This is a genomic window from Caballeronia sp. PC1 (genome assembly GCF_021353155.1).
GTDB classification, from domain to species: domain Bacteria; phylum Pseudomonadota; class Gammaproteobacteria; order Burkholderiales; family Burkholderiaceae; genus Caballeronia; species Caballeronia cordobensis.
This window is the reverse complement of the sequence record NZ_JAJUBH010000002.1, coordinates 603,149-618,989: the sequence shown is the minus strand read 5'-3', so window position 1 is coordinate 618,989 and position 15,841 is coordinate 603,149. Positions and strand designations below refer to the sequence as shown.

The window sequence follows — 15,841 nt, the reverse complement described above, 5'->3', positions numbered from 1 at the left end:
TTTTTAATCTATTTTGTTTATCCGAAAAGGGACGATACGCTAGACACATCGTCCCTTGATCACTTCGGAAAGGCATCATCATGCAAGCTCAAACGTTCAAAGTTCGCGTCGATGCATTGCGCGAGGAAGCGCACGGCATTCGCTCGTTCAGCGTCTCGCGGCTCGACGGCCTGCCCTTCGACAGCTACGAACCCGGTGCGCATATCGATGTCACGGGTCCGACCGGCATCACGCGCCAATACTCGCTGTGCGGCGATCCGTCTTGCCGCGACTCGCATGTTTTCGCGGTCAAGAAGGAAGATGAGTCGCGCGGCGGCTCGCGTTCGCTGCATGACGAAGTGCGCATCGGGAGTGAACTGTCGATCGGCGCGCCGCGCAACCTGTTCCGGCTCGAAGAAACCGCGAGCGAGCATATTCTGATCGGCGCGGGCATCGGCATTACGCCCTTGCTTTCGATGGCGTACCGTCTCGTCGCCATCGATGCGCCCTTCACGCTGCACTATTTCGCGCGCAGCGAAACGCATGCGGCTTTTCTGCCCCTTCTCGCGCGCGCGCCGTTCGACCGCCATGTAAAGCTGCATTTCGGCGTCGGCCGCGAGGCGCTATCGGATGAACTCGACGCCTTGCTGCGCGATGCGAACGAGCGCGCGCATGTCTACACGTGCGGTCCCGCGGCATTCATGGACGTCGTGGTGGAGTCGGCGCAGAAACGTCTTCCCGCCGATGCCATTCATCTCGAACGCTTCAAGGCCGAGCCGCACGCTCAGCCGGAAACATCGCTCGATACGTTCGATGTGAAAATCGCAAGCAGCGGCGAGACCGTGCGTGTCGATGCCGCCACATCGATCGTCGATGCGCTCGCTTCGATCGGCATCGAAGTGGATACGTCATGCGGCGAAGGCGTTTGCGGCACCTGCATGGTGGATGTCGTGAGCGGCGAACCCGAGCATCGCGATCATTGTCTTTCCAAGGCCGAGCGCGCGAGCAACAGTGTGATCTGCTGCTGTGTGTCACGCTCCCGTTCGCCGGTGCTCGTGCTCGATCTCTGAGCTCACAGTTTCCCGAAGCTTGCGAGGATATCGGCGATCAGGCCGCGCATCCATGCGATGCCTTCGTCTTCGTGGAAGTGCTCGTGCCAGTGCATCGTGACGGCGGCCTTAGGCAACTGCACCGGCAGCGCATAGATGCGGAAGGCGTCGTTGCGATTGAGGATATGCGCGAGGCGTTCGGGCAGCGTCGCGAACAAATCCGTCACCGTGAGCACGCCGGGCACGGCGACGAAGTGCGGCAGCGCAAGCACGATGTTGCGGCCTACGCCCTGCGCGCGCAACGCGTCGTCGAGCGCGTGATGGCTATGTTCGAGCGAACGCACCTGCACATGGGACGCCCGTAGAAACTCATCGAGATTCAATGTCTCGCCTGCGGGCAAGTCCGCGCGCTTTCTCGTCATGCAGACATACGCTTCCTCGAAAAGCAGCGCATGACGCGTGCGCGGCAGCAACGACGGCAGATTGCCGATCGCGAAGTCCAGGCGGCTCGAACGCAGCGCCTCTTCGATTTCCTCCACGGGCGAAGGCTCGATCAACAGCTTCACGCGCGGCGCGGTCTCGTGCAGCGCCTGGCAAATCGCCGGCAAATACGCCATTTCTCCCGCATCGGAAAGCGAAAGACGAAACGTGCGATTGCTCGTGGATGCATCGAAGCGCTCGGCGAAGCGCAACGCTTCGCGCACGGTATCGAGCGCGCGTCCGACGATCTCGGCCAGTTCCAGCGCGACGGGCGTCGGCTGCATGCCCGCGCGCGTGCGGATAAAAAGCGCGTCGTCGAAAAGCGTGCGCAGGCGGCCGAGCGAATAACTCACCGCGGGCTGCGATAGCGCGAGCCGCTCGCCGGCCTTCGTGAGGCTGCGCTCTTCCACGATGGCCTGAAAGACACGCAGCAGATTGAGATCGACATGGTCGAGGGAAGTCATTGCGGAACTCTCAAGATATCGGCCGCATTTATCGGGCAACCGTTTTTTAATCGATTTGACGCATGATCTTCGCAAAGCGAGACTGATGTCAACGAGAGGATGTGCCGATCCGCATCGCGCGCCTCTTGACCGATCAACCTCACCCCACAACGAACGATGAGTACATCGACCACCCACATCATCGACACGAGCGCGCTGCATACGCGCGCGCAAGCCGATCGTATCGCGCCGTCGCTCTATTACGACGCCGATCTCTTCGAAGCGGAACTCGAACGCATCTTCTATAAAACATGGATCTGGGTCGCGCACGAAAGCGAATTGCCGAAGCCCGGCGATTTCGTGACGACGACCATCGGCCGCCAGCCGGTTATCGTCGTGCGCGACAAGAGCGGCGCGGTGAACGTGCTGCAAAACCGCTGCCGTCATCGCGGCGCCACCGTGTGCGAAGAACACAAAGGCAATGCGAAGGGCTTCACGTGCCCCTATCACAGCTGGTCTTATGCGCTCGACGGCACGCTGCGCGCATTGCCCTACGGCGACGGCTACGAAGGCGTGTGCGAGAAAGGCGATCTGCCGCTCAAGAAACTGCGCGTGGGGATTTATCAGGGCTTGATCTTTGCGAGCTTCAACGAAGCGATCGAACCGCTCGAAGATTTTCTCGGCGGCGCGAAGCCGTGGATCGATCTGTTCATGAAGCAAGGCGCGGGTTATCCGATCAAGGCCAACGGCGAGCACAAGTTCAAGTTCAAAGGCAACTGGAAGATTCAGCTCGAGAACACGACCGATCTTTATCACTTCCCCGTGGTCCACAAGTCGTGGATGAAGTCGATCGACGATGAAACCGCTGCCGCCATCACGAGCTTCATGACGAGTGAAGACGCCTTCTGCCGCTCGCTCGGCAACGGCCACAGTCTCGCGGTGCTGGTGCCCGAAATCGTCGATCTCGACGAGGACGACGGCGCGCCCTTGCCCGAACGCTTCAGCGAACTCGCCGCGCAGCTCGCAGAGAAGCACACGCCCGAGGAAGTGCGGCGCATCGTGCGCTCGCTGATGGGCGTCGGCTTCAATCTGAATCTCTTTCCGAATCTCGCGCTTTCCATGGCGTTCTTCCGCGTGCTGCGCCCCATTTCCGCGCAGGAGACCGAGATTCGCCACGTCGCGCTTGCGATGGACGGCGGGCCGGAAGAAGCCAATCGCGTGCGCTTGCGCATTCACGAGCATTTCCAGGGTCCCTTCGGCTTCGGCAGTCCGGACGACGCCGAAGCATGGGAACGCGTGCAGCGCGGCTCGCATGCGGGCCCCGATGTGCCGATTCTCGTGAATCGCGGCCTGAACCGCGAAACCACCGCACCCAACGGTGAAAAGACCGCGCACGCCACCGACGAAACCGGCATGCGCGAAGCCTACAAACAATGGCGCGCAATGATGGAGCATGCATGATGGACGATCGCAACGCACTCTTCTCTCAACAGACTTTCGCGCGCGCGATCGAATTCATCTGGCGCGAAGCCGAACTGCTGGATCGCCGCGACTATGCCGCGTGGCTCGACTTGTGGGAGCCGTCGGGCTTCTACGTGGTGCCGATCGATCCGGAAACCACGGACTATGCCGCGACCCTGAACTATGCCTACGACGATCACGACATGCGCGAAAAGCGCGTTCAGCGCATGATGTCGGGCTACTCGGCTTCGGCATCGGATGCGGCGCGCACGGTGCGCACGGTATCGCGCTTTACGCTGTCGAGCGATAGCGCCGATAGTGTCGAAGTGAAATCCGCGCAGGTGATCGTGGCCTACAAGCGCGGCGTAGCGACAATCTTTGCCGCCGATCTCACGCACAAGATCAGCATGACGAGCGGCGAACCGAAGCTCGTCGAAAAGGTGATTCGCCTGATCGATTCGACCGAAGCACTGAGCGCAATCGGTTTTCTGCTCTGATCATTGGTGACGCATAAGCCTTCATGCGGGACGAGACAGCGGCAGCGCGAAGCGGCATTCGAGGCCGCCGCCTGCCGCGCGCCGCGCCCAGATGCGTCCTTCGTGGCGCGACACGATGTTCTTGCACAGGGACAAGCCGATGCCGTTGCCGCCCGCCTTCGACGAAGAGAAACCGTCGAAGAGGCGTTCGAGCGCATCGTCGGGCACGCCGGGACCATTGTCGATCACATGCAGTTCGGCCATCTCCCCATTCATCGCGGTCGCAAGCGTCACGATGCCCGTCGATGGTGTCGTGCCCGTCAACGCTTCGACCGCGTTGAACGCGAGATTGAGCACGACCTGACCGATAAGCACTCGCTCGCAACGTATCGGCAAGGGCTTCGCACATTGCGCGATCCTGACCGTCACGCCTTCGTCGCGCGCGCGCAACTGGATGAAGTACGCGACGTCCGCGAGCACGTCGCGCAGATCCGCGTGCGCTTCGATAGGCTCGCGCTTGACGATGAACTCGCGCACGCTCTTGATGATGTGCGCCGCGTGCTCGGCCTGGCGATCCGCCGCGCGCAGGCCCCATATCGCGCTTTCGACGGCATCCGGTTGAGCGAGCCGCTGTATCGCGCCTTCGATGAAGTTGCGCACCGCGGCGAGCGGCTGGCTCAACTCATGCGCGATCGCCGTCGCCATCTCACCCATCGCGTTGTAACGCCCGGCGTATTCGAGCATGCGCGCTTCGTTCCGGCGGGCCTCTTCGGTCGCGACTTCATCGCTGACATCGCGAAAGTGCACCAGCGTTCCCTCTTCGATATCGATACGTCTGCACGTAATGCGAAGCCATCGCTTCGCCCCGTCGCGGCGCGTGATCGCATAACGTTGCGCGGGCGTCGAATGCAGGCGCTCCGCGCTGCGCAACTGCGCGATCAGACGGTCGCGGTCTTCTCTCGTGCAATAGTCCAACGCGACGCCGAGCGGCGCATTGCTCGCGACGCCGAGCACGCGCCGTCCCGATTCGCTGATGAAACTCACCTTGCCGCGCGGCGTAATGACGGCGACCCCCTCGCCCAGATCCTGCATGTATTCGCGCAGGCGCGCTTCGTAGCGGCGCAGTTTGCGGCGCATCGCGTCTTCCTCGCTGATGTCGCGAAACTGCACCATCACCACCGCGCGGCCGGAAAGCGGCACATAAGTCGCGATTGCTTCGGAAAGCATGTCCACGCCCGCGCGCGAGCGGTAACACCATTCATAGCTTTGCGGACCTTCCGCGACCGAGCGGTCCATTGCGCTCACTGCGATCTCGCGGCGATAACGGATGTCGTCGCGCGTCATGTCGTGCGCCTTCAGCGGCAGCAACTCCTCGACCGAAAACCCGAGCGCGACGCATGCCGCGCGATTCGCCCAGACGATCGCTTTCGTTTGTGCGTCGTGCAGCAGCACGCACTGCGTCAATGCGTCGAGCAGACGGCGGAAATCGTCTTCGGCGGGAAAGTCCATAGCGAGGCGCGACAAAGAAAACCGGGTAACGATAACCATAGCATCGGCGCAGGCCGCGCGCCCCTAAAGATTTCTTTAGAAGACCGGGATGCTTCACCCAATCGCGCGCACGCCTTCCCAATTGTGCCGGTCTTTTTGCGTTTCTAGACTGGCATCAACGTGAACAAACGAAAAGGAGACGCCCCATGTCAGCTTCCGCGAGTGCTGTCGCGATCCGCGACGATTTCTCGACTCAACCCGATGTCCTCACGCTCGACGACGTGATTGCGGAAATCGCGCAGCGCCGTGACGAATTCGATCGCCTTTCGCACATTCCACGCGATGTCATCGCGAAGTTGAAGCGCGTCGGCATCTATCGGGCGGCGACCCCTGAGCGCTTCGGCGGCGATGCGCGCGCGCCGGGCGAATTCCTCGAAATGATCGAACGTATCGCCGTGGCTGACGGGTCTGCCGCGTGGGTCGCGAGCTTCGGCTCCGCGAATCTCTATCTCGCCGCGCTGCCGCTCGCGACGCAAGCCGCGATCTATGCGGACGGTCCCGATCAGGTCTTCGCGGGCGGCCTTTTCCCGGTGCAGAACGTGCAAGCCTCGCCAGGCGGTTATCGCGTGAACGGTACGTGGAAATTCGCGAGCGGCTGCAAGGGCGCGGACTGGCTAGGCGTCGGGATCGGCACGGGAAAGCCGGGCGAAGCCCCGGGCAAGCCCCGCACCGCGGTGTTTCGTCCGCACCAGGTGGAGATCGTCGAGAACTGGAATGTGGTCGGCATGCAGGGCACCGGCAGTCACGATCTGCGCGTGACGGACCAGTTCGTCGCGGAAGACTGGACCTTCGTGCGCGGCGGCCCATCGACGGTCGATGAACCGCTCTATCGCTATCCGACGATCGCCTATGCGGCGCAAGTGCTCGCCGTCGTGAACCTCGGTCTCGCGCGCGCCGCGCTCGATGTCGCGAATCAAATGGCGGGCGGCCGCAAGACCACCACGGGCGCGCCGCAGCTCGCGGATCGCGCTTATTACCGCATCGAGCTCGCCAAAGCGGAAGCGCAACTGCGCTCGGCGCGCGCGTTCTTCTATGAAACGACGGACAACGTATGGCGATCGATCATGGCGGGCGATGACGTCACGCCCGATCAGGTCAGCCTGCTGCGGCTCTCAGCGACGCAGATCGCGCGCGAAGGCGCGGACGTGGTGAATCGCGCCTATCGGCTGGGGGGAACGATGGCGATCTACCGCACGCATCCGCTGCAACGGCTGATGCGCGACGCGATGGTCGTCACGCAGCACGCATTCCTCGGCGAGGGCAACTACGACGGCGCAGGCGCGGTGTTCGTGGGCGTGCCGCCGATTCCCGGCTATCTCTGATCATCATCGGCGCATAACAAAAGGAGCATCAAACATGGACGAAAAACGAAACCTTCCGCTGCGCGTGTTGTTCTGTTGCGGCGTGACGCAAAACTTCTTCGACTTGCCGCGCGAGCAGATCGGCGAAGTCTGGCAGGCCTACGGCAAGATGCTGGCTGCAATCGAAGCCATGAACGACGTGCGCGTGCTCGGCGTGATGGACGACGATCGGCTGGTCGTGGGTCAGTCCGATGGCGCGCCGTGGACCTTCTACATCATGGCGGATGTCGCCGATTTCGACACGGCCGTGGCCGTATGCAATCTCTATCGCACCACACCCGTTGGCGAGTACAACCTGTGGCGGTATGGAAAAATCGAAGCGCGCGTCGGTCGTGCGCTGACCGTGCCGCCCGCAGTGAACAATGCGTGACGCCATGACGCAAACCACGATCGATGCCTTGTTCACGCGTCTCGCGATGCTCGAAGCGCAGAACGAAGTGCGCAAGACCGCAGCACGTTACATGGCGTTATGCGACGTGCCCCGCGCCGCGCTCGAAGGCGAAACGCTTGGCGCGCTCTTCACCGATGATGCCGTGTGGGAAGGCATCGGCCCGCACTATGCGCACAAGTTCGGGCGGTTGCAAGGCCCCACAGCGATCGTCGGCATGCTCCAACGCTATTTGCCGCCCGCGCCGCATTTCGCGACCAATGTGCATTTTCTGACGTCCGAGCATATCGAGGTCATGGGCGATAAGGCCAAGGGCCGATGGATCATGCTGCAAGCGTCGGGGTATGTCGACGCGAAAGCCGAACTCATTGCGGCGCGGCTGGAAATCGATTTCTCACGCGGCGCCGATCATGCGTGGCTGATTCGGCACTTTCGTACCGAGCGGCTTTTCGACGCGCCGTGGCAGGTGAATCCGCGAAAGGAGACGAAGGCATGAGCGCATTCATCAGCGAATTCGATTTGCACACGCGCGACGCCCAAGGCCCGAGCATCGCGATCAAGGACAGTATCGATATCGCAGGTTATCCGACGACAGCGGCTAGCCGCGCACTCGCGGATGCACCCGCCGCGACCGCGCATGCGGAAGTTGTCCAGCGCCTGCTCGATGCGGGCTGGCGCATCAAGGGCAAGGCCAACATGCACGAGCTCGCGTTCGGCATGACCGGCATTAACGACTTCACCGGCACGCCCGAAAATCCGCAAGACGTCACGCGCATTCCGGGCGGCTCGTCGAGCGGTTCGGCGTCCGCCGTGGGCCTCGCATTGGTCGATGCCGCGCTCGGCACCGATACGGGCGGTTCCGTTCGCGGCCCCGCTGCATGTTGCGGCGTAATCGGACTGAAGCCGACGTTCGGCCGCGTGTCGCGCCGTGGCGTCGCGCCGCTGAAAACCACGCTGGATTGCGTTGGCCCGTTCGCGCGTGAAATGCGCGTGCTGATCGACACGATGCAAGCGATCGATCCGACATTCGATACGCGTATCGCGCAACGAGACGCATCGAAGACGCGCGTGGGTATCGCCGCCGTGAATGCGGATGCGGACATCAGCCAGGCGATCGATACGGCCGCGCGCCGTGCAGGACTCGCGTCCTGCAGCATCGCACTCGATTCGATTGGCGACGCATTCAACTCGGGCCTCGCGGTCATCAATGCGGAGACTTGGCAAGCGTTCGGTCATCTCGTCGATACGGGCAAGCTCGGCGCAGATCTCGTCGCACGTCTGCGCTTGGCATCGAACACCACGGCCGCCGATCTCGACAACGCGGAGCATGTCAGACGCATCTTCACTGCGGCAGTGGATCGTGCGCTCGATGAGGTCGATGTCATCGTGCTCCCTACCCTGCCCGCGTTTCCGATCACGTTGCAAGCCGCGCGCGCAGGATCGTCGGTCATTGCCATGTCGTCGTTGATCAGGCCATTTAATCTCAGCGGTCATCCCGCGTTGAGCCTGCCGGTGCAGGTCGAAGGCGCATCGCTCAAGGCAGGCTTGCAGATCGTCGGCCGTAAAGGCGACGACGAGACAGTCTGCGCGGTAGCGGCCCATATCGAAGCGGCGCTCGCTCTATAAAGGAACTCGAACATGTCGAACAGAATCGCGCTCGTCACGGGCGCAGCGCGCGGCCTTGGCGCAGTCGTCGCGCGCCGTTTTCACGCTGCGGGCTATAGGGTCGCCCTCGCCGATATCGCAACCGATGCCACGCAAGCGCTCGCGCGTGAGCTGAGCGAAGATCAAAGCAGCGCATGCGCAGTCAAACTCGACGTCACCTCGAAAGCGGATTTCGAACGCGCGCGCGACGCGGTGCTCGAACGCTGGGGCGCTATCGATGTGCTCGTGAACAACGCGGGCGCGTCGAAGGTCATACCCGTGATGGAAATCACCGCCGAGCAATTCGATGACGTCATCGACATCAATCTGCGCAGCGTGCTATTCGGTTGTCAGGTCCTGGGCCGCTATTTCGCGGATCGCGGCGCGGGACGCATCGTGAATATCGCATCGCTCGCCGGCCAGAACGGCGGTTCGGCAACCGGCGCGCATTATGCGGCAGCGAAAGGCGGCGCGATTACGTTGACCAAAGTATTCGCACGCGATCTCGCGGCTTATGGGGTAACCGTCAATGCGATCTCGCCGGGTCCGCTCGATCTGCCCGTCGTGCACGAAAGCGTGCCCGCCGACAAGCTCGACAAAGTGATCGCGGGGATACCCGTCGGCCGTCTGGGCTCGGCGGATTACATCGCCGATGTGGCCGTGCTGCTCGCGTCGCCCGATGCGTATTTCGCCAATGGCGCGTGCTGGGACGTCAATGGCGGGCTTTACATGCGTTAGCGCGCGTTCAGGCGAGCCCGTCGTCGGGCGGGCTCCATACTTCGAGCACGTCGCGCACGAGCGTGGCGATGGATGCCGCGCCGAGCTTGTCCTTGATGCTCGCGCGGTGCACGTCGACGGTCTTCACGCTGATCGACAGATCGGCCGCGATGCGCTTGCTCGCCTTGCCTTCGATCACGCCGCGCAAGACATCTTTTTCGCGCGCGGTCAGCGATTCGACGCGCTCGCGCAGTTCACGCTGCCGCTGATCTTTTGCGTGACGCTGCGTGGCGAGCTTCATCGCGCGCTGCACGCGATCGAGCATTTGCTGCGAGTTGTAGGGCTTTTCGACGAAGTCGATCGCGCCATGCTGAAGCGCTCGCACCGACATGGGTATGTCGCCGTGACCGCTCACGAAGATGATCGGCAAGGTCGCGCCGCGACGGTTGAGTTCGGCTTGCACATCGAAGCCGCTGGTTTCGGGCATGCGCACATCGAGTACGAGGCAGGCGGGCCGGCTCACGTCGAAGGCACGCAGAAATTCAGCGGCATTCGCGAATCCTTCCGACTTCACGCCGACCGAATCGAGCAGCCATGCGAGCGAGGTGCGCATGCCGTTGTCGTCATCGACGATATAGACCACGGGAGCGGGAGAGTTCATTGCGAGTGCTCGTTCGATGCATGCGTCTCGGACCGTGCGCGCCGGAAGATTCGGCTGTCTCATCGCAGGGGTCTCGTTTTTATGGAGCGTCAATGATAACCAGAGGAAATTCGCCGCGAAAGCCCCTTCTTTTAGCGGGATCGAATGAGATAGGTAAAAGCTTTAGTGCGCTTGGTAACGGCGCAGGGCAAGTCGGCTGATCGTGCCGATATGTTTTGTGCGGTTGAGCGCGTACGCTTGACTCACAACTTGATATACACAGACTTGAAAACGAATCGAACAGGAGACGCCGATATGTCCGCGATGCCCCGCCCCGACTATACCGACATCGAACAGGTGCGCAAGCAGTTTCGCCAGGCCATGTCTCATCTCGGCGCCGCAGTGAACGTCATCACCACGGCGGGCACGCACGGACGCTGCGGCATTACCGCGAGCGCGGTGTGCTCGGTCACGGACTCGCCGCCCACGCTGCTCGTCTGCATCAACCGGTCGAGCGCCATGCATGCGGCATTCGCGGGCAATCGCAATGTGTGCGTGAACGTACTGCCGGGTCATCAGGAACAGATCGCGCGGCATTTCGCCGGGCTCACTCAGTTGTCGATGGAAGAACGCTTTTCCTTGCCGGTGTGGGACGAAGGCGCGAACGGCGTGCCGGTGTTGCGCGATGCATTGGCGAGTCTGGAAGGCACCATCGTCGAAGCCAAGGAAGTGGGCTCGCATTCAGTGATGTTCGTCCAGACGACAGCGATCCGCGTGCGTGACGATGGCGATAGCCTGATTTACTTCGATCGCAACTTTCATCGCGTGCCGCGCGTGTGCGCTGCGCAATGATGTCTTAGCGCCGGTTCCGCGTTAATTGATTACAGGAACACCGCTTCCTATACTCCACGCGCAGACAGGCGATTGAAAGGAAGGCGTGAATAACGGCGCGCATCGCCCGGGTCTGCTCGTTCGCCACTTGGAGAGTCGTGATGAACAAGATCTCGAGGCAATGGAGTGCGTGTGTGCTGTTTGTGCTGGTCGCGTCACCGCCGGTTTTCGCGCAAGGCGACAAGGTCGTCGACGATGCGAACACAACCTGGAATGCGGCTTTTAACAAGGGAGATGCTCGGGCGCTCGGCGCCTTGTACGACGAAAAAGTGGTGTTATCGCCGGGGAATGGCACGACGATTCAGGGACGCCCGGATGTCGAGAAGTTCTATAAGGGCTTGTTCGAGGCGGGCTTTCGCGATCATACGATCGATGTCGTCAGCGCGAAACGCGTCGGCAATCTGATCTATCAGACGGCGAACTGGACGGCCGTTGCCGAGAAGGACGGCAAGAAGACGCCTTATAAGGGCGTCGTACTCAAGGTGCTCACCAAAGGCACGGACGGAAAGTGGCGAACGACCGCGCAGACATGGAACGCGGCGCCATCGCAGTAATGCTATTGCGAGCCCGAACGGGGATCGGGCCCGCGAAATCGCGCCTCAGTTCAATGCGGAAAGCCGCGCATTCAGCCGTGCGCGCGTGATCGCCGCGATCTGCGCCAGCGCCTCGTCGAGCTCTTGCTGCGTGCTGCGTCCGATACGGCGCTCCAGCGCGCTGAAAATGCCTTCACGCGTGTAATTGCGCACACAGATGATGAACGGAAAGCCGTGGCGCGCAAGATAGCTTCCATTGAGGCGATCGAGCGCAGCTTCCTGATCCACAGGCATCGTGTCGAGGCCGGCGCTCTTCTGTTCGGCATCCGAATCCGCCGTCATCGTTCCCGAACGAATGTTCGCTCCGGACAAGAGCGGATGCTGATTGAGAAAAGCCCGCTGCGCATTGGCGTCGAGCTTGCGAATGACGTCCATCATCGCGTCGTGCAGCGCCGCTTCGGATGCGAAAGGACGCGCGCTCCATGCGCCCTCCGCTGCCTGCGGAAAATGCTCGAATACGCTTGCGAACGCGCCGACGAAGGCCGTGCGATCCAGCGCGTTGACCGGCTCGAAATTGATCGACTGTGACATGAACTCCTCTCCTATAAGGCACGCCGAATTCGCATGGCGTCGATGGCGATTCGTGCCGAGTATAGGAAGCGCGCGAACGCGCGGCGAGGCATCCAATCCTATTGACCGCATAACAGAACGCGATAGCGCTACGCGCGATTCATATCGCGCAGCGCGCGCAATTCCTGCGCAGCCGCCGTCAGCATGCCGCGCAGCCATACGTGCGACGCCGATCGATGCCGCGACGGATGCCATAGCTGATAAAAGCGCATGAACGGAAACTCGATCGGCGGTTCGAGCACCGCGAGCGGCAGATGCTGAGCGTGATAGTTGGCGAAATGCCGGCCCGTCGTGAGAATCAGATCGGTGCCCGGAATCAGGCTCGGCGCAAGGTTGAAATACGGGCAGCTCACGCGATTGTCGCGATGCACGCGCATGGTGCTGAGCCCCGTATCGACCACGCCTCGCTGATCGCGCGAATACGGCGCCGGCACGATATGCGACGCGCTCAGATAATCCTCCGCATCGAACTTGCCGGACTGCGCATACACGCTGTCGCGCGCGACGACGCATACGACCTCGTCTTCCAGCAGGACCGACAAATGCAAATGCTCCGGCGGATTGGGCCAGTTGCCGATGACGATATCCGGCGAGCCTTCGGATAGCCCCTGTTCATAGTTGAACGATGCCGAGAGCGGCACGGCGACGATGCGCGCGTGCGGCGCAGCACGCCTGAATTCGCGCACGACATGCGCGAAAAACGGCGGCGCCAGATAGTCTGGCATGCCCACGGTGAAGCTTTGTTCGGTCGTCGCGGGATCGAAATGATCGTCCGATACGAGCAGGTTATCGAGCGCGCTCAATGCGGCCTGTGCGCTCTGCGCGAGTTGAATCGCGCGTTCGGTCGGCACCATCGCGTTTTTTTCGCGCGTGAGCAGCGGATCGTTGAAGATCGCGCGCAGCCGCTTCAGCGCCGAACTGATCGCAGGTTGCGACTGGTTCATACGAATCGCCGTGCGCGACACGCTGCGCTCGCCGATCAGCGTGCATAGCACGCGCAGCAGATAGGTATCGAATGGATCGTCGGTGCGATTCATGGTGAGTTCCGTGTCTGATAAGTTCGCGTCGCCGCGCCGCTATTTTGACAGCCGCAATCGCCATAACCGCTTCAACGGCACCGCGCTAGGGTAATCCATAGGTCGCGGAAAGCGGCATGAAAAATCGCGCACAGCCCCACCGTATAAGGCTTCGCAACCCATACAGGTGTTGCTATGGGGCTTATTGGCCCGCCCGCCGTTCCCCTATTCATGGCCGTTTCTATACTTGCTTCCAACCGGACGCACGGCCGTCACCGCGCGACGCAAACCGACAGGAAAGGAGACACCATGTCGCTCATCAAACAGGAGATGCCGGTATTCGCGAGCGAGGCCGAAAGCGCCGAAGCGAGCGTGTATCGCAAAGTCTCGTGGCGCTTGCTGCCGTTTCTCGGCGTGTTGTGGGTGCTCGCGTGGCTGGACCGCGTGAACATCGGCTTCGCCAAATTGCAGATGCTGGACTCGCTGCATTTCAGCGAAGCGGTGTACGGCCTTGGCGCGGGTATTTTCTTCATCGGCTACTTCCTCTTCGAAGTGCCGTCGAACATGCTGCTGCAGAAGATCGGCGCGAAAAAGACGATCATGCGCATCACGATTTGCTGGGGCGTCATCTGCATGCTGCAAACGCATGTCACGACGCCGACGCAGTTCTATCTCCTGCGCTTTCTGCTCGGCGCATTCGAAGCCGGCTTCTATCCCGGCGTGATTCTCTACCTCACGTACTGGTATCCGTCACAGCGGCGCGCCCGCGCGTTCGGCACGTTCATGTCGGCATCCGCGATTGCGGGCGTGCTCGGCGGCCCGCTCGCCGGCTGGATCATGACGTCGATGGGCGGCGTGCAGGGCATGCATGGCTGGCAATGGCTCTTCATTCTCGAGGGCATTCCGTCGGTGCTGGCCGGCATCTTCGCGTGGTTCTACATGACCGACAAGCCCGAGCAGGCGCGCTGGCTGTCCGACGATGAAAAGCGCGTCGTGCTCGACGCCCTGCAACGCGATAACGCGGCGATGGGCGAACGCGGCCACGACTGGCGCTCGCTCTTCACGAACCGCAAGGTGTGGCTCCTCATCGCGATCTTCTTCTGCCTGCTGTGCGCGAATTCGACGCTGACGTTCTGGATTCCGACCGTCATCAAGGACGTGGGTATCAGCACGCCGATGGCCGTCGGCTGGATCGCGGCGGTAGCGTATCTGTGCGGCGCGGCCGGCATGATCCTCAACGGCGCGCATTCCGACCGCAGCAACGAAGTGCGCTGGCATTTCAGCGGCGCGGCGATTGTGGGCGGCGTGGCAATGGCGGTGCTGGCGATTCTGATGGGCTTCGACAAGCTGTCTCCGGTGGTGGCGTTGCTTGCGATGACCGTGTCGCTCGTCGGCACCATGAGTGCGATCCCCGTGTTCTGGCAGTTGCCTAACCGCTATCTGGCCGGCAGCGCGGCGGCGGTCGGCGTGGCGCTGATCAACTCGGTCTCCAATCTCGCGGGCTTCGGTGCGCCGTACGCGATGGGGCTCATCAAGAATGCGACGGGCAAGGTCACGACCGGCCTGTATATCGTCGCCGTGATCGAAGTGATCGCCGCGGTGCTCGTGCTCATCGGCATTCGCAAGCTCGGCAACAAGCAAGGGGCCTGACATGCGCGACAAAGACCTTTCCCCCGCATTCGATGCGAGCCGCCGTCGTTTCGCGCTGCGCTCGGTGGCGCTGGGCGGCAGCATGCTCGTGGCCAATGCCGCGCTCGCCGCCGATCCTCAGTCGCCGGTGGCGCCCAACCAAACGACCGGGCCGACGCAACAGGACGGTCTGAGCCCGCGCCTCACGATGCATGCGCTCGACACCTGGCACGGCACGCCCGGAGCCGGCATGCGCGTCGATCTGTTCGCGATAGAGGATGGCCGTTCGAAGCTACTGCAGACCATCACGCTTGCCGCGAGCGGCCGCAGCGAGCCGCCTCTTCTGATCGGCGACACGTATCGCGCGGGCACGTATGAATTGCTGCTTCACGCGGACGACTACTTCGCCGCGCGCAAGGCAAATCTGCCGCAACCGCTGTTCCTTTCGAAGATACCGCTGCGCTTTCGCATTACCGACGTCAATCAACGCATTCACTTGCCCGTGTTGTTCGGACCGTGGAGCTATAACTATTACCGCGGCAGTTGAGCAGAAATCGAACGGCAAACGAGATCAGGAGACACATCATGGCCGCAGGCATCACCACGCATGTACTCGACGTCGCGCTCGGCAAGCCCGCTGCGGGCATGCAGATCGAATTGTTCGATGTCGGCACTCAACCGCCGACGCTCATCGCCCGCACACGCACCAATCGCGACGGCCGCACGGACTCGCCGATTCTGCCCGCTGCGCAGGCCCGCGCAGGCGATTTCGAATTGCGCTTCTGGGTTGCGGATTACTTCAAGACGCCCGATGTTTTCGCCGATGTCGTCCCGGTGCGTTTCACGCTCGCCGATGCCGCTCAGCACTATCACGTGCCCTTGCTCTGTTCGCCCTGGAGTTTCGGAACGTATCGCGGCAGTTGAGCCGGGTCTGCTTTACATGCCTTGCATCATCA

The 15,841-nt window shown here is 62.0% G+C and carries 18 protein-coding genes; 13 read left to right on the top strand and 5 right to left on the bottom strand.

Annotated features, from left to right (window positions below; genetic code table 11):
* Nucleotides 1-80: 80 nt before the first annotated feature.
* Nucleotides 81-1,049, top strand: a complete 969-nt coding sequence (locus tag LY284_RS18655; protein ID WP_233387574.1) for a PDR/VanB family oxidoreductase — start codon at nucleotides 81-83, stop codon at nucleotides 1,047-1,049.
* A 2-nt stretch (nucleotides 1,050-1,051) separates the two neighbouring features.
* Here LY284_RS18655 and LY284_RS18650 read toward each other — a convergent pair whose 3' ends face one another.
* Nucleotides 1,052-1,972 (bottom strand): LysR family transcriptional regulator, encoded by a 921-nt coding sequence (locus tag LY284_RS18650; RefSeq protein WP_233387573.1) that lies wholly within the window; start codon nucleotides 1,970-1,972, stop codon nucleotides 1,052-1,054.
* 156 nt (nucleotides 1,973-2,128) lie between these two features.
* Here LY284_RS18650 and LY284_RS18645 point away from each other — a divergent pair, with 156 nt between their 5' ends.
* Both LY284_RS18645 and LY284_RS18640 read left to right on the top strand, forming a co-directional pair.
* Nucleotides 2,129-3,412 (top strand): Rieske 2Fe-2S domain-containing protein, encoded by a 1,284-nt coding sequence (locus LY284_RS18645; protein WP_233387572.1) that lies wholly within the window; start codon nucleotides 2,129-2,131, stop codon nucleotides 3,410-3,412.
* Nucleotides 3,409-3,909 carry an aromatic-ring-hydroxylating dioxygenase subunit beta gene (locus LY284_RS18640; RefSeq protein ID WP_077158451.1) on the top strand — a complete coding sequence of 167 codons (501 nt, stop codon included), beginning with the start codon at nucleotides 3,409-3,411 and terminating at the stop codon, nucleotides 3,907-3,909. The genes LY284_RS18645 and LY284_RS18640 overlap by 4 nt, the downstream gene beginning before the upstream one ends.
* 21 nt (nucleotides 3,910-3,930) lie before the next feature.
* Here the strand turns inward: LY284_RS18640 and LY284_RS18635 are convergent, their stop codons facing one another.
* The gene (locus LY284_RS18635; protein WP_233387571.1) at nucleotides 3,931-5,397 is read right to left on the bottom strand and encodes a PAS domain-containing sensor histidine kinase; all 1,467 of its coding nucleotides are present in this window, start codon (nucleotides 5,395-5,397) and stop codon (nucleotides 3,931-3,933) included.
* A 185-nt stretch (nucleotides 5,398-5,582) separates the two neighbouring features.
* Between LY284_RS18635 and LY284_RS18630 the strand changes: the two genes are divergently transcribed.
* The 5 genes from LY284_RS18630 to LY284_RS18610 are packed head-to-tail and all read left to right on the top strand — an operon-like array spanning nucleotide 5,583 to nucleotide 9,567.
* On the top strand, nucleotides 5,583-6,758 hold the full coding sequence (locus LY284_RS18630; RefSeq protein ID WP_233387570.1) for an acyl-CoA dehydrogenase family protein: 1,176 nt from the start codon (nucleotides 5,583-5,585) through the stop codon (nucleotides 6,756-6,758).
* Nucleotides 6,759-6,792: 34 nt separating this feature from the next.
* A complete protein-coding gene (locus LY284_RS18625; protein ID WP_053569237.1) occupies nucleotides 6,793-7,167 on the top strand; it encodes a hypothetical protein in 375 nt (124 codons plus the stop codon).
* A 4-nt stretch (nucleotides 7,168-7,171) separates the two neighbouring features.
* Nucleotides 7,172-7,681 (top strand): nuclear transport factor 2 family protein, encoded by a 510-nt coding sequence (locus LY284_RS18620; protein WP_233387569.1) that lies wholly within the window; start codon nucleotides 7,172-7,174, stop codon nucleotides 7,679-7,681.
* Nucleotides 7,678-8,811, top strand: coding sequence for an amidase (locus tag LY284_RS18615; protein ID WP_233387568.1), 1,134 nt, complete (start codon nucleotides 7,678-7,680; stop codon nucleotides 8,809-8,811). The genes LY284_RS18620 and LY284_RS18615 overlap by 4 nt, the downstream gene beginning before the upstream one ends.
* Before the next feature lie 12 nt (nucleotides 8,812-8,823).
* Nucleotides 8,824-9,567, top strand: coding sequence for an SDR family NAD(P)-dependent oxidoreductase (locus LY284_RS18610; RefSeq protein WP_233387567.1), 744 nt, complete (start codon nucleotides 8,824-8,826; stop codon nucleotides 9,565-9,567).
* A gap of 7 nt (nucleotides 9,568-9,574) precedes the next feature.
* Here LY284_RS18610 and LY284_RS18605 read toward each other — a convergent pair whose 3' ends face one another.
* Nucleotides 9,575-10,207 carry a response regulator transcription factor gene (locus tag LY284_RS18605; RefSeq protein WP_041731677.1) on the bottom strand — a complete coding sequence of 211 codons (633 nt, stop codon included), beginning with the start codon at nucleotides 10,205-10,207 and terminating at the stop codon, nucleotides 9,575-9,577.
* 294 nt (nucleotides 10,208-10,501) lie between these two features.
* On the opposite strand from LY284_RS18605, the gene hpaC reads away from it, so the two are divergent.
* Together hpaC and LY284_RS18595 are read left to right on the top strand one after the other, a co-directional pair.
* A complete protein-coding gene (gene hpaC / locus LY284_RS18600; RefSeq protein ID WP_233387566.1) occupies nucleotides 10,502-11,038 on the top strand; it encodes a 4-hydroxyphenylacetate 3-monooxygenase, reductase component in 537 nt (178 codons plus the stop codon).
* A 140-nt stretch (nucleotides 11,039-11,178) separates the two neighbouring features.
* Entirely contained in the window at nucleotides 11,179-11,631 is a 453-nt protein-coding gene (locus tag LY284_RS18595; protein WP_052485673.1) for an SgcJ/EcaC family oxidoreductase, read from the top strand.
* Between the two features lie 45 nt (nucleotides 11,632-11,676).
* Here the strand turns inward: LY284_RS18595 and uraD are convergent, their stop codons facing one another.
* The gene (uraD, locus tag LY284_RS18590; RefSeq protein ID WP_053569233.1) at nucleotides 11,677-12,201 is read right to left on the bottom strand and encodes a 2-oxo-4-hydroxy-4-carboxy-5-ureidoimidazoline decarboxylase; all 525 of its coding nucleotides are present in this window, start codon (nucleotides 12,199-12,201) and stop codon (nucleotides 11,677-11,679) included.
* A 128-nt stretch (nucleotides 12,202-12,329) separates the two neighbouring features.
* The gene (locus LY284_RS18585) at nucleotides 12,330-13,277 is read right to left on the bottom strand and encodes a LysR family transcriptional regulator (protein WP_233387565.1); all 948 of its coding nucleotides are present in this window, start codon (nucleotides 13,275-13,277) and stop codon (nucleotides 12,330-12,332) included.
* A gap of 288 nt (nucleotides 13,278-13,565) precedes the next feature.
* Here LY284_RS18585 and LY284_RS18580 point away from each other — a divergent pair, with 288 nt between their 5' ends.
* Genes LY284_RS18580 through uraH form a run of 3 tightly spaced genes read left to right on the top strand, consistent with a single transcriptional unit; the run spans nucleotide 13,566 to nucleotide 15,809 of the window.
* Nucleotides 13,566-14,906, top strand: coding sequence for an MFS transporter (locus tag LY284_RS18580; RefSeq protein ID WP_041731674.1), 1,341 nt, complete (start codon nucleotides 13,566-13,568; stop codon nucleotides 14,904-14,906).
* Nucleotide 14,907: 1 nt separating this feature from the next.
* Nucleotides 14,908-15,432, top strand: coding sequence for a hydroxyisourate hydrolase (locus LY284_RS18575; protein ID WP_014250828.1), 525 nt, complete (start codon nucleotides 14,908-14,910; stop codon nucleotides 15,430-15,432).
* 38 nt (nucleotides 15,433-15,470) lie between these two features.
* Nucleotides 15,471-15,809: a hydroxyisourate hydrolase gene (gene uraH, locus LY284_RS18570; protein ID WP_233387564.1), complete on the top strand. Its 339-nt coding sequence runs from the start codon at nucleotides 15,471-15,473 to the stop codon at nucleotides 15,807-15,809.
* The last annotated feature ends 32 nt before the right edge of the window (nucleotides 15,810-15,841 follow it).

Coding starts and splice junctions, on each gene's coding strand:
- LY284_RS18645 (WP_233387572.1), top strand. CDS start 2,129: ATGAGTACATCGACCACCCACATCATCGACACGAGCGCGCTGCATACG.
- LY284_RS18620 (WP_233387569.1), top strand. CDS start 7,172: ATGACGCAAACCACGATCGATGCCTTGTTCACGCGTCTCGCGATGCTC.
- uraD (WP_053569233.1), bottom strand. CDS start 12,201: ATGTCACAGTCGATCAATTTCGAGCCGGTCAACGCGCTGGATCGCACG.
- LY284_RS18640 (WP_077158451.1), top strand. CDS start 3,409: ATGATGGACGATCGCAACGCACTCTTCTCTCAACAGACTTTCGCGCGC.
- LY284_RS18585 (WP_233387565.1), bottom strand. CDS start 13,277: ATGAATCGCACCGACGATCCATTCGATACCTATCTGCTGCGCGTGCTA.
- LY284_RS18595 (WP_052485673.1), top strand. CDS start 11,179: ATGAACAAGATCTCGAGGCAATGGAGTGCGTGTGTGCTGTTTGTGCTG.
- LY284_RS18610 (WP_233387567.1), top strand. CDS start 8,824: ATGTCGAACAGAATCGCGCTCGTCACGGGCGCAGCGCGCGGCCTTGGC.
- LY284_RS18580 (WP_041731674.1), top strand. CDS start 13,566: ATGTCGCTCATCAAACAGGAGATGCCGGTATTCGCGAGCGAGGCCGAA.
- LY284_RS18630 (WP_233387570.1), top strand. CDS start 5,583: ATGTCAGCTTCCGCGAGTGCTGTCGCGATCCGCGACGATTTCTCGACT.
- LY284_RS18615 (WP_233387568.1), top strand. CDS start 7,678: ATGAGCGCATTCATCAGCGAATTCGATTTGCACACGCGCGACGCCCAA.
- LY284_RS18635 (WP_233387571.1), bottom strand. CDS start 5,397: ATGGACTTTCCCGCCGAAGACGATTTCCGCCGTCTGCTCGACGCATTG.
- LY284_RS18650 (WP_233387573.1), bottom strand. CDS start 1,972: ATGACTTCCCTCGACCATGTCGATCTCAATCTGCTGCGTGTCTTTCAG.
- LY284_RS18575 (WP_014250828.1), top strand. CDS start 14,908: ATGCGCGACAAAGACCTTTCCCCCGCATTCGATGCGAGCCGCCGTCGT.
- LY284_RS18625 (WP_053569237.1), top strand. CDS start 6,793: ATGGACGAAAAACGAAACCTTCCGCTGCGCGTGTTGTTCTGTTGCGGC.
- uraH (WP_233387564.1), top strand. CDS start 15,471: ATGGCCGCAGGCATCACCACGCATGTACTCGACGTCGCGCTCGGCAAG.
- LY284_RS18605 (WP_041731677.1), bottom strand. CDS start 10,207: ATGAACTCTCCCGCTCCCGTGGTCTATATCGTCGATGACGACAACGGC.
- LY284_RS18655 (WP_233387574.1), top strand. CDS start 81: ATGCAAGCTCAAACGTTCAAAGTTCGCGTCGATGCATTGCGCGAGGAA.
- hpaC (WP_233387566.1), top strand. CDS start 10,502: ATGTCCGCGATGCCCCGCCCCGACTATACCGACATCGAACAGGTGCGC.